General features: G+C 45.9%; 12 protein-coding genes and 1 riboswitch. Of the genes, 11 read left to right on the forward strand and 1 reads right to left on the reverse strand.

Features of this window, described 5'->3' with window-relative positions:
• From V8G47_RS09285 to V8G47_RS09305, 5 genes are read left to right on the forward strand one after another with little or no spacing between them, the layout of a single operon-like run.
• Positions 1–1,008, forward strand: coding sequence for an ABC transporter ATP-binding protein (locus V8G47_RS09285; RefSeq protein WP_336199862.1), 1,008 nt, complete (start codon positions 1–3; stop codon positions 1,006–1,008).
• Positions 974–1,975, forward strand: a complete 1,002-nt coding sequence (locus tag V8G47_RS09290) for an ABC transporter ATP-binding protein (protein ID WP_336199863.1) — start codon at positions 974–976, stop codon at positions 1,973–1,975. The genes V8G47_RS09285 and V8G47_RS09290 overlap by 35 nt, the downstream gene beginning before the upstream one ends.
• Positions 1,972–3,585: a gamma-glutamyltransferase family protein gene (locus tag V8G47_RS09295; protein ID WP_336199864.1), complete on the forward strand. Its 1,614-nt coding sequence runs from the start codon at positions 1,972–1,974 to the stop codon at positions 3,583–3,585. Before V8G47_RS09290 ends, V8G47_RS09295 begins: the two co-directional genes overlap by 4 nt.
• Before the next feature lie 38 nt (positions 3,586–3,623).
• Positions 3,624–4,184, forward strand: coding sequence for a chromate transporter (locus tag V8G47_RS09300; RefSeq protein ID WP_336199865.1), 561 nt, complete (start codon positions 3,624–3,626; stop codon positions 4,182–4,184).
• Positions 4,181–4,714 carry a chromate transporter gene (locus V8G47_RS09305; protein WP_336199866.1) on the forward strand — a complete coding sequence of 178 codons (534 nt, stop codon included), beginning with the start codon at positions 4,181–4,183 and terminating at the stop codon, positions 4,712–4,714. The genes V8G47_RS09300 and V8G47_RS09305 overlap by 4 nt, the downstream gene beginning before the upstream one ends.
• Before the next feature lie 133 nt (positions 4,715–4,847).
• On the opposite strand, the gene V8G47_RS09310 is transcribed toward V8G47_RS09305, so the two are convergent.
• Entirely contained in the window at positions 4,848–5,705 is an 858-nt protein-coding gene (locus tag V8G47_RS09310) for a DUF1206 domain-containing protein (RefSeq protein ID WP_336199867.1), read from the reverse strand.
• Positions 5,706–5,906: 201 nt separating this feature from the next.
• A riboswitch (cyclic di-AMP (ydaO/yuaA leader) is annotated at positions 5,907–6,044 on the forward strand.
• A 120-nt stretch (positions 6,045–6,164) separates the two neighbouring features.
• Here V8G47_RS09310 and V8G47_RS09315 point away from each other — a divergent pair.
• From V8G47_RS09315 to V8G47_RS09340, 6 genes are all read left to right on the forward strand, one after another.
• Positions 6,165–6,821 carry a potassium channel family protein gene (locus V8G47_RS09315; protein WP_336199868.1) on the forward strand — a complete coding sequence of 219 codons (657 nt, stop codon included), beginning with the start codon at positions 6,165–6,167 and terminating at the stop codon, positions 6,819–6,821.
• A 2-nt stretch (positions 6,822–6,823) separates the two neighbouring features.
• The gene (locus V8G47_RS09320; protein WP_336199869.1) at positions 6,824–8,146 is read left to right on the forward strand and encodes a TrkH family potassium uptake protein; all 1,323 of its coding nucleotides are present in this window, start codon (positions 6,824–6,826) and stop codon (positions 8,144–8,146) included.
• A gap of 207 nt (positions 8,147–8,353) precedes the next feature.
• The gene (gene serC / locus V8G47_RS09325; protein WP_336199912.1) at positions 8,354–9,433 is read left to right on the forward strand and encodes a 3-phosphoserine/phosphohydroxythreonine transaminase; all 1,080 of its coding nucleotides are present in this window, start codon (positions 8,354–8,356) and stop codon (positions 9,431–9,433) included.
• Between the two features lie 2 nt (positions 9,434–9,435).
• Positions 9,436–10,611 (forward strand): phosphoglycerate dehydrogenase, encoded by a 1,176-nt coding sequence (locus V8G47_RS09330; protein ID WP_336199870.1) that lies wholly within the window; start codon positions 9,436–9,438, stop codon positions 10,609–10,611.
• Between the two features lie 406 nt (positions 10,612–11,017).
• On the forward strand, positions 11,018–11,659 hold the full coding sequence (locus V8G47_RS09335) for an HD domain-containing protein (RefSeq protein ID WP_336199871.1): 642 nt from the start codon (positions 11,018–11,020) through the stop codon (positions 11,657–11,659).
• Positions 11,660–11,731: 72 nt separating this feature from the next.
• The gene (locus V8G47_RS09340; RefSeq protein ID WP_034764322.1) at positions 11,732–11,962 is read left to right on the forward strand and encodes a CsbA family protein; all 231 of its coding nucleotides are present in this window, start codon (positions 11,732–11,734) and stop codon (positions 11,960–11,962) included.
• The last annotated feature ends 20 nt before the right edge of the window (positions 11,963–11,982 follow it).

Consider the following 11,982-nt stretch of genomic DNA (forward strand, 5'->3'; position numbering starts at 1 on the left):
ATGACAACAGATCTATTATCTGTAAAGAACCTGGTCACAGCTTTTCGAACATCAGAAGGTGAAGTGTCTGCAGTTCGGGGGGTATCGTTTTCGATTAAAAAAGGGGAGACCCTGTGTGTCGTAGGGGAGTCTGGATGTGGAAAGAGCATTACCTCACTTTCCGTAATGGGTCTCCTGCCAAGCAACGGTTTCATCAAGGAAGGGAGCATTGAATTTAAGGATCGCCATTTAAACAGGCTGTCTCCAGAGGAGTTAAGGAAAGTTCGGGGTAAAGAAATATCGATGATTTTCCAGGAACCGATGACGGCTCTTAATCCTGTGTTAACAATTGGATATCAATTGAGAGAACCGCTCATTTTACATCATAAGCTAAATAAATCAAAGGCTCATATACAGGGCATTGAATTGTTGAAACAAGTAGGAATCCCTTATCCTGAAAAAAGAATGAAACAATATCCCCATGAGCTGAGCGGGGGTATGAGGCAGAGAGTCATGATTGCCATTTCACTCGCTTGTCATCCCCAGTTACTCATAGCGGATGAACCTACTACTGCGCTGGACGTTACCATTCAAGCTCAAATCCTGGACTTGATACAGGACTTGAAAGATAAGCTTGGCATGGGTGTCATGATGATTACCCATGATATGGGGGTAGTGGCAGAGGTTGCAGATCGTGTGATGGTCATGTATGCGGGGGGAAAAGTAGAGGAGGGATCAGTAGAATCCATCTTTGAAAACCCGCAGCACCCCTATACAAAAGGATTATTGAATTCTGTACCCAATTTGGATGAACCCGACTTTGAACTTGAGGCGATCCCCGGTTCACTACCAAATATTAATGAAGAAATCAATGGATGTCGCTTTCATCCTAGATGTCCTTATGCGATGGAAAAGTGTGCCGTCCAAATTCCGAATGATGTTGAATTGCCCGGAGACCACAGAGTGAAATGCTGGCTACAGGAGGTAGACGAAGGTGCCGACAACCGTCAAAAAATCGTCCATACTTAAGTTAGAAAGTGTAAAAAAATATTATCCCATCAAAGGTGGATTACTCAAAAAAGTTCAAGGCCATGTCAAAGCAGTAGAAGATGTCAGTTTAGAAATGTTTGAGGGTGAGAGTTTAGGTGTAGTCGGGGAATCAGGCTGTGGAAAATCTACATTAGGCCGAACTGTCCTGGGATTGGAGCCTGTGACGGAAGGGAAGGTGATTTTTCGCGAACAGGAGCTTCAGCATTTATCTGACCGTAACCGGCTGCCCTTCAAGAGGCAAATGCAAATGATTTTTCAGGACCCATATGCTTCCCTCAATCCAAGGCAGCGTATAGGGGATGCTCTTGAAGAAGTGTTTATCATGCATACGAAGTTGTCCAGCAAGAGTCGTAAAGAAAAGGTAACCGAGTTGCTTAAAGAGGTAGGGTTGAAAGAAGAGCATTATGATCGATATCCACATGAATTCAGTGGGGGACAGCGCCAAAGGATAGGAATCGCGCGTGCCATAGCATTGAATCCTTCTGTTGTTATTTGTGATGAAGCCGTTTCTGCCCTGGATGTATCCGTACAGGCGCAAGTTCTGAAACTATTAAAGACTCTTCAGTCCAAATACGGGCTGACCTATTTATTCATCTCTCATGATCTCGGGGTGGTACGTTATTTCTGTGATCGGGTAATGGTCATGTATTTAGGGAACACTGCTGAACTGGCGACTGCCAAACAGCTTTATGAAAACCCATTGCATCCTTATACGAAAGCACTCTTATCATCCATCCCCCGACCCTCGATCGAGAGGAACCGGAAGAGGATCCGTTTGGAAGGGGAAATCCCGAATCCTGCAAATCCTCCTACTGGATGTACATTCCATACACGTTGTCCGATTGCCTCAGAGATATGTAAGCAAAAGAAACCCGTTTGGCGTGATATGGGAGATCAACATTATGTAGCATGTCATCATGTCGAAAAAGGAAGGGAAGTTCTATGAAAATGGATCATTTATATCAACCGTATTCTTCTATACGGAATACCGTTTTTGCAAAGAAGGGAATGGTGGCAACTTCTCAGCCGCTTGCATCTCAGGCAGGACTGGAAATCTTACAAAATGGCGGAAATGCGATAGATGCTGCGATTGCAACTGCGGCTGCGCTGACAGTCGTTGAACCTACATCCAATGGAATTGGCGGTGATGCCTTTGCATTGGTTTGGGTAAAGGGAAAACTTCATGGTTTAAATGCAAGCGGACCTTCTCCAAAAGGTATTTCCATTGAAGATGTTAAGAGGAAAGGGCATGACGGAATGCCTGTCCATGGAGCTGTCCCTATAACCGTTCCAGGTGCCCCTTCAGCATGGGCGGAGCTTTCAAGCAAATTTGGTAAGCTTCCATTAAATGAGGTGCTGGCACCAGCGATTCGATATGCTGAAGAAGGGTATCCAATCAGTCCTGTGCTAGGGAAGTATTGGGGGTTGGCTTATAAGAAATTCAGGGAACTGTTTAAAGATGATCAAAAATTCCAGCCCTGGTTCGATACATTTGCCCCTAATGAGAGGGCTCCTCATATTGGAGAGGTATGGTCATCACCAGGTCATGCCCGGACTCTCAGGTTGATTGCAGAGTCGAATGGAGAGAGTTTCTATAAGGGAGAGCTCGCTGAAAAGATTTCTTCCTATGTCGAGAGGTGTGGCGGTTACCTTTCCAAGGAAGATCTTTCCGACTATAAAGCCGAATGGGTGACTCCGATATCGACCAACTACAAAGGCTACGATGTTTGGGAGATTCCTCCTAACGGTCAAGGGCTTGTGACCTTAATGGGACTAAATATCGTGCAGGGTTTCCATTTATCAGAAAAAGACGCCGTTGATACATATCACAAACAAATCGAATCCATGAAACTTGCCTTTACTGATGGAAAAGCCTTTATCACAGAAGAAAAAGAAATGCCGGTTTCTGTGGAACACTTGTTATCTGAAGACTACGCAAGCTCGCGGCGGGAAATGATTCAAGAAAATGCGATCACCCCAAAAGAATATCAGCCCCAAAAAGGCGGAACGGTCTACCTGGCTACAGCTGATGAGGAGGGAAATATGGTTTCTTTCATTCAAAGTAACTATATGGGGTTTGGTTCAGGTATTGTGATTCCGGGTACCGGTATTTCCATGCAGAACAGGGGGCATGACTTCTCATTGGATGAAGAACATCCCAATGCACTCAAACCCGGAAAGAAAACATATCATACGATCATTCCAGGATTTCTGACGAAAGGAGAAGCGGCGATAGGCCCATTCGGTGTAATGGGTGGATATATGCAGCCCCAAGGACATTTCCAAGTAGTGATGAATACGGTTGATTTCCACTTGAATCCGCAAGCTGCACTGGATGCACCGAGGTGGCAATGGGTAAAGGATAAGGAAGTAATCGTTGAACCGGATTTCCCAAATCACATTGCACAGGCATTAGCGAGGAGGGGGCATCACATTCAAGTGGCGACAGATTCAGGGGCTTTCGGGAGGGGGCAAATCATTTGGAGAAATCCCGTTTCAGGGGTTCTGATGGGTGGTACCGAGTCGAGAACAGATGGAGCGATTTCAGCTTGGTGATTAATAATTATTGATTGAGTGGAAGAGGGGGTGGCATCATGAAGCAATTGCATATATTCCTTGCTTTTTTTCGAGTGGGAATGTTGGGATTCGGAGGGGGACCTTCCTCCATTCCTCTTGTACACAAAGAAGTGGTGGAGAAGTACAAATGGATGAATGATGATGAATTCTCGGATGTTCTGGCACTGGGAAATGCACTACCGGGTCCGATTGCAACCAAGATGGCGGGGTATATCGGATTTCGGGTCGGTGGGTACCTGGGGATGTTGAATGCCGTGTTAGCAACGATCATTCCCACCATTGTATTGATGGTTTTACTCCTTACGGTTCTGAACACCTATAAAAACAAGAACTGGGTGCAAGGGATGGCAAGTGCTGTGGTTCCAGTGGTAGGTGTGATGCTTGGAGTATTGACGTGGGAATTTGTGAAAAAATCTCAACAAAATATGGGGTGGAAAGTGACCATTGTTCTGCTGGCGGGAAGTGTACTATTACTCTCTATTTTAGGAGTTCACCCGGCTATCGTGATTGGTTCACTACTTGGATTTGCCCTGCTTGCCAGAAATCCAAGTAAGGAAAAGCAGGTGAAAGCATCATGATTTATATTCATATTTTCTTGGCCTTTTTCATTCCTGGAATATTGGGGTATGGAGGGGGACCAGCCTCCATTCCACTTGTGGAAAATGAGGTAGTCGATCGCTACGAATGGCTGACTGTTAACGAATTCAGTGAAGTCCTTGCGCTTGGAAATGCGCTTCCTGGACCTATAGCGACTAAAATGGCAGGTTATATCGGCTATCAGCAAGGGGGGATTCTTGGCGCAGGTATAGGGGTGTTTGCGACTGTTGCCCCATCCTTGATATTGATGATCATGCTTCTTGGATTATTAATGAAATACAAGGATTCACCAAAGGTAAAGCGGATGACAAGTTTGGTTCGTCCAACCATTGCCGTTTTGTTAGGAATCATGATGATTGGATTTTTCATGAATGCCTATGAGGGGATTGGAATTGTGCAAACCGGGTTGATAGCAGTCTGCAGTTATGTTCTGCTTCAGAAAATGAAAGTGAGTCCTGCTTATGTAATTGCAGGAGCATTACTTTACGGGGCATGCTTTCTCGGTGTTTAGAACAGACCGAACCACACTAATATATAAGAAGGAGCTCGGACATTTTCTTACACCAGGGCTGTTAGGTACCTGGAGTAAGTTGATAAAATGAATAGAGAAAAGGAGCTGCCAAATCGGCCGCTCCTTTTTAATCTTAATAAATCGTCATATGACGGTTTTTTCCCAATAATATTTGAAAGACTCCATAGAAGATGAGTCCGACTGCGACGATTCCCAGTAACCACTGACCGAAAGGCTGCTGCGCGAGTTTGGATAATGCCCCGTCGAGACCGTGGGTTTTATCAGGGTCTGCCGTGATGGCCGTCTGGATAAAAAAGTATCCAATCAGTAAGAAGACGAGGCCACGTGAAAATATTCCGAGTTTCCCCGTTTTTCTTCCTAGTTCCCATTCTTTATTGTTCATTTCATTGCGCTTGAACTTGTTGGTGTACTTCTCGGTATAGGCTTTATGAATTTCAAAGAGTGCGAATCCAATGATAATGAGTCCGACAATCCCGACGACCCATTGTCCAAATGGTTGTGCCAATAGTTTGGCTGACAAAGTCTGTTCGGAACCCGATCCTGAACTTTTAGCGTGTATGGCGATGGCAAAGGCGTTATACGCCAAGGACCCATAGGCAATTGCACTGATTGCATTTGTCAGTCTCCTAAATAGGGACTTCCCGCCGTTTTTCACATGATCGGGATCTTGGATGACCAGAATGAGACACCATAGGACAATCCCTATCAGCCCTATTCCAAGTAACCAGAGAAGGACTTCCCCAAACGGTTTGCTCGCCACGGCCGCAAAGGCACCGCTCGAGTCCGATGTACTCCCCCCTATCCCGAGTGCCGCCATCACAGCTAATGCCCCGATGAGCATATAGACAATCCCTCTTGAGATATAACCGATTCGTGCAAATCCCTTGATCCAGGGCTTTATATCATTAGATGAAACGGATGAACTTTCATTGCTTTCCGTTGATGAAGTAATGGATGAAATTCCTGCCATAAACGCTTCTTCCTTTCTGATTCAAATTTCGTATGACTTATGTATGCTATTCCCTCGATAACGAAAGAGCAAACCTATTTAACGAACAGTAAATGTTGGATGAATGAAGATAATTTTGCCTGTTTTTCCGGTAAGGATTTTTTACAAAAAACCTATTTACAACCCCTGTGTTGAGGAGTAATATATCTATCATCAAATGAATATTCTTTATCGCTTAATTCATTTATTGAAGCGGGGGACCCACAAGTTTCAGGGGTGAATCCTTTCCATTGAAAGGTAGGGCTACTTCCATGACCCGAATCCGTCAGCTAACTCCGTAAGCGTATTGGGAGAGGATGATACTTGTGATCTGGACGACCACAGGCTTAGTTCCTGGTGGTCTTTTTGCGTTGTTTAATATGGTAGTAAAGTCAGGCAGTAATTGGTTAAGCTATAAAAAAGGTTTTGGAGGATTTCATCATGAAAAAGCAGTTTGCCGTTATTGGATTAGGGAGATTTGGAGGGAATCTGGTTCAGGAATTGGCTGATCTGGATGTGGAAGTGCTGGCCATCGATATTCATCATGATGTCGTACAGCACTACATCGACATCGCCACACATGCGGTGCAGGCCAATGCCATGGATGAGTCGGTTTTGAAATCACTTGGTTTAAGGAACTTCGATCACGTGATCGTATCCTTCGGCGATAATATCGAAGCAAGTATCCTCACCACGCTCCTTCTCAAGGAACTGGGAGTCAAGGAAGTGTGGGTGAAAGCATCGAATTCTTACCATCAGAAAGTACTGGACCGGATCGGTGCCGATAAGGTCATTCATCCGGAACGGGACATGGCAAGAAGGATCGCCCACCATATCACGTCTGAAAAGATCATCGATTATATCGAGCTGTCGAAAGAACACAGCATCGTAGAGGTCTATGCTTCAAAGAAGGTAGCGAATAAAACGTTGAATGATCTCGACGTCCGGGCCAAGTTCGGCTGTAATATCATCGCCATCCATCGCGGGGAGGAAGTGATCGTCTCCCCTTCTGCCGATGAGGTGGTTGAAATAGAGGATCTTCTGATCGTCATAGGACACAACCGGGATATTAATCGATTTGAAAAAGAAGGTGTATAGGGATGAAGCAAAAGGTCATCCGGTTAAGTCCGCCGCAACTTCTTGTTGTGACCTTTCTATTTTTCATCATATTGGGAATGGGGCTGTTAAAGCTTCCGTTTGCCACCACTGAACATATCTCATGGCTCGACGCATTGTTCACGACCACATCCGCCATGACGGTGACGGGTCTTGCCGTGGTGGATACGGGAGGGGCTTTCACTCTGTTCGGGGAAGTGGTTGTCATGAGCCTGATCCAGATCGGGGGACTCGGCATCATGTCCTTTGCGGTATTAATCTTTCTGATGCTCGGTAAGAAGATCGGATTCAAAGAACGGTTGCTCCTGCAGCAGGCACTGAATCAGACTTCCGTAGGCGGGGTCATCAAGCTTGTGAAATATTTATTTCTCTTTTCCTTTATTGTGGAAGGGGTTGCCGTCATTCTTCTGGCTGCGGAATGGGTACCGGAGTATGGATGGAAAAAAGGCTTGTACGTCAGCGTATTCCATTCGATTTCGGCATTTAATAATGCAGGATTTTCCCTTTGGTCGGACAGTTTAACGGGGTATGTGGGAAATCCCGTCGTCAATTTGACGATTTCGTTTCTCTTCATCCTGGGAGGGATCGGTTTCACCGTTTTGGTGGATCTGTGGAAGTCGAAAACAATACGGAAATTGTCTCTCCATACGAAAATTATGGTGCTTGGGACCTTTTTCATCAACATCTTTGCCTTTATCATGATATTCATCATGGAGTATAATAACCCGAATACCCTGGCGCAGCTGCCCCTTCCGGATAAACTATTTGCTTCTTATTTTCAGGCGGTCACTCCCCGGACGGCAGGGTTCAACTCCCTTGATTATGGAAGTATGGAGCGGTCCACGCTTCTGCTGACGATCCTGCTCATGTTCATCGGGGCCGGGAGTGCTTCGACAGGTGGGGGGATCAAGCTGACCACCTTTGTTGTGATTTCATTAAGCGTGTTTGCATTTCTAAAAGAGAAAAAAGAGATTCGTATTTTCAGGCGTACGATTGATCAGACGTATATTTTTAAAGCACTGGCCGTATCGATGATCAGTGTACTCCTGGTGTTTACGGCTCTGTTTTTCCTCGACATGACGGAAAAGCACGCCTCATTCCTGTCCCTGCTCTTTGAAGTGGTCTCCGCTTTCGGTACGGTGGGTCTTTCCATGGGGATAACGGCCTCCCTTTCCGTGATCGGAAAATGGATCATCATCATTGTCATGTTCGTCGGGAAACTCGGCCCCCTCACCCTGGCGTTTTCCCTATCACGACCTGACAAAGAAAAAATCCGCTATCCAAAGGAAGATATATTAACAGGTTAATAGCTGTGTCATCGGCTTTCGTGCTTTGCCTTAAAGGTGAAGCGGGGAAGTCGATTTTTTTATAAAACCAGCAAGAATTCATCCATGACCACGCATGAGGCTAAAAACCATCTTATTAAGCGTTTTCATCATGGGTTACTGATATTGACGAAAGTCTTGCCCGGGATTATACTGTTGAAAAATTCTGAACTTTTGGTGGTGCTGTTGTTGAAGCGTGTGTATAACTTTTCTGCTGGTCCTGCTGTGTTGCCTGAGCCCGTATTGAAGAAGGTTCAAGACGAGTTATTGAATTACCGTGAAACGGGTATGTCTGTGATGGAATTGAGTCATCGGTCTGCCCCTTTCCAAAATATAATAGAAGAAGCACAAAGTTTATTGCGTGAACTGCTTTCGATTCCTGAGGATTATAGAGTGGTTTTCATGCAGGGGGGAGCTTCCCTTCAGTTCTCAATGATCCCTCTTAATCTTCTTGGTGAAGGAAAGGGAGCGGATTACATCGTGACAGGAAGCTGGTCGAAGAAAGCCGTTAAAGAGGGGGAGAAAGTCGGGAAGGTCCGAACGCTGTCTCTTACAGAACCCTTTGAAATCCCGACCTATACACCAGAAGATTTTTCACCGGAATCAAGCTATGTACATATCACCTCCAATAATACGATCGAGGGAACCCGGTTCGATCAGTATCCCGATACAGGAGGCATTCCCCTTGTGGCTGACATGTCATCCCACATCCTGTCTGAGAAAATAGACGTTTCCTCTTTCGGGTTCATTTATGCCGGTGCCCAGAAGAACCTGGGCCCATCCGGTGTGACCGTGGCCATCATTCACGACAGTCTGATCGGGAAAGCACCTGATTCTTGTCCGACCATGCTGAACTACGAAACGTATGTGAAGCATGATTCCCTATTCAATACGCCACCGACCTTTTCCATCTACGTTCTGAAACTTGTGCTGGAATGGGTGAAGAAGAACGGCGGAGTGGAAGGGATGCAGGAGCATAATGAGAGGAAAGCCGCTCTTCTTTACGACTGTATTGATGAATCATCATTATTCCACAATCCCGTTACGGAGAAAAATCGTTCCTTGATGAACATTCCTTTTTCGACGGGCAGTGATGAACTGGATGCGGATTTTTTAAAGGGAGCCAAAGCGGAGGGGTTTGAATTTTTAAAAGGTCACCGTTCCGTGGGAGGAATGAGGGCGAGTCTATACAATGCCATGCCACTTGAAGGAGTGGAATCGCTGGTCGATTTCATGAGGAAATTTGAATCTGATCGAGGAGGATGTTGAGAATGATTTCAATCAATACGTACAACGCCATCAGTCAAAGCGGATTATCACTGATCGAGGACGACCTGAACTATCATCTTAATGGGAACGGGGACCCGGATGGAATCCTCGTCAGATCGAAAAACCTTCATGATTACGATTTTCCCGCTTCCGTCAAGGCCATTGCCCGTGCAGGAGCAGGTGTCAATAATATCCCCATCGATCTCTGTACGGAAAAGGGGATTGTCGTCTTTAATACACCGGGGGCCAATGCCAATGCCGTCAAGGAGCTGGTCCTCGCCAATTTGATCGCTTCCTCCCGTAACCTGTATTCCGCAGTCGGCTGGACAAACTCGTTAAAGGAGTCGGAAGGAGATGTCCCGGGTGTCGTAGAAGCGAAGAAAAAGGAATTCGTAGGAAGTGAGATCAAAGGGAAGAAGCTCGGGGTCGTCGGCTTGGGGGCGATCGGTGTCCTCGTCGCAAACGATGCCCTTGCCCTCGGGATGGATGTAGTCGCCTACGATCCATTTATCTCCGTCGACGCTGCATGGCGTTTATCCCAGGATGTGAAGCGGGCCCATCACATTGAAGAGGTGTGGGCAGAGTGTGATTTTGTCACATTGCACATCCCTCTGACGGACAAAACGGCAAGCTTTGTAAGCGAAGAGGCCTTCGGGAAAATGAAAAAAGGTATGACGATCCTGAACTTTTCAAGGGGTGAGCTGGTGGAAGAGGATGCCATGGGCGGGGCGCTGGAATCAGAAGTCGTCCGGAAATACGTGACGGACTTTCCGAATAAAAGGGTCCTCGCCATGAAAAATGTCGTGCCGGTCCCTCATCTCGGTGCTTCTACCATCGAATCGGAAGAAAACTGTGCCATCATGGCCACCAAGCAGCTGAAAACCTATCTTGAAACAGGGAATATCAAGCATGCCGTCAACCTCCCGGACGTCGAGCTTCCGTACAGCGGGAAGATGAGAGTGACGGTCATGCATCAAAATATCCCGAACATGGTGGGACAAATCGCCACGGTCCTCTCAGGTTACGCCGTCAACATCGCCGATATGATCAATCGCAGTAAAAACACGTGGGCGTATACCATGATTGACCTTGACCAGAAACTGGCGGACGATGAACAGGCCGAAGTGAAACAAAAAATGAAAAACATCACCGGCGTCGTTTCCGTCCGTCTCATATAAAGTCACAAACACTCCCTCATGAGATGAGGGGGTGTTTTTATCACCCCATACTATCCTGAAAAAATGTGGACAAGCAATCCGCACGTATCATTCCACCGTAAAATACCATATTAGTAAGAGAAGTAGAACATCATACTGTAGAAAATAAGGTGGAATTATACGAATAGAATATCTACCTTGGATATAGTAAAATACTTACACTTAGAAAGTTGATTGAGGCGGAAGGGGCTCACCGCCAGCCCCGCGGAAAGCGAGCACCTGGAGCGGAAATCAACCACTACTCGCTTCATTATAAGCAACACTACATATGAAAAGAGCCATAGGATAAGCCACCAATCTTTGCATCGGCCGACTCTCCTTGATACTATTTTCATAAAGTAAACATAATCAGTGAGAGGAGAATACCATGGGAATTCATCATTATTTTAAAAGCCTATCAGATCTCGAGACCCTCATCCGGTGTCCGGGTCGCTTCAAATATCACGAGCATAATGTGGCCAGCCATTCCTTTAAAGTAACGAAAATCGCCCAGTTTCTTGGGACGGTGGAGGAACAGAACGGAAAAGAACTGGATTGGAAAGCCCTCTATGAAAAAGCATTGAATCATGATTACGCAGAACTGTTCACCGGAGATATCAAGACACCCGTGAAGTATGCTTCGGGGAAATTACGGGAGCTCTTCAGCCAGGTGGAGGATCAGATGGTGAATAAATTCATCACAACGGAGTTTCCTCCGCAATTCCAGGAAGTGTACCGGGAACGCTTTAAAGAGGGGAAGGATGAGACCCTGGAAGGAAGGATTTTATCCGTCGCAGATAAAATCGACCTTTTATACGAATCCTTCGGGGAAATCCAAAAAGGAAATCCTGAACCGTTGTTTATTGAAATCTACCAGGAGGCACTGACCACCATCGTCAAATTTAAGGACATGGAATGCGTCCGATACTTCCTTGAATACATCCTTCCTGATATGCTGTCCGAAAAATTCATCCCCCATCATGAGCTGAAAGAACGGACACAGAAACTGATCCGGGAGGCTGAAGAATAAGAACCCCCTTTCCAGATAGGGGAAACTTCGGTAGAATATGTGTTATTCCCTTATTTACAAGGAGAGTTGAACGTGTCCAAAATTATTTTAGGCTTATTTTTACCGGGATTGCTTGTCGTTCTGTTCACACGGGTGACGTATAATCATTATGTCGGCTTGATCCTGACCGTTGCCCTCATAGCGGCTTCGGTGTCGAAGGGATATACGGATTCCTGGTTGCTCATAGTCATAGACGCGGCATCGCTCACCGCCGGATTCTGGTATAGTGACCGGATGATGAAAAAAGCGAAGAGAAGTGCATAGGCACGACAAAAAACAAGGCC

This window comes from Rossellomorea sp. LJF3 (genome assembly GCF_037046045.1).
In the GTDB taxonomy this organism is placed as follows: domain Bacteria; phylum Bacillota; class Bacilli; order Bacillales; family Bacillaceae_B; genus Rossellomorea.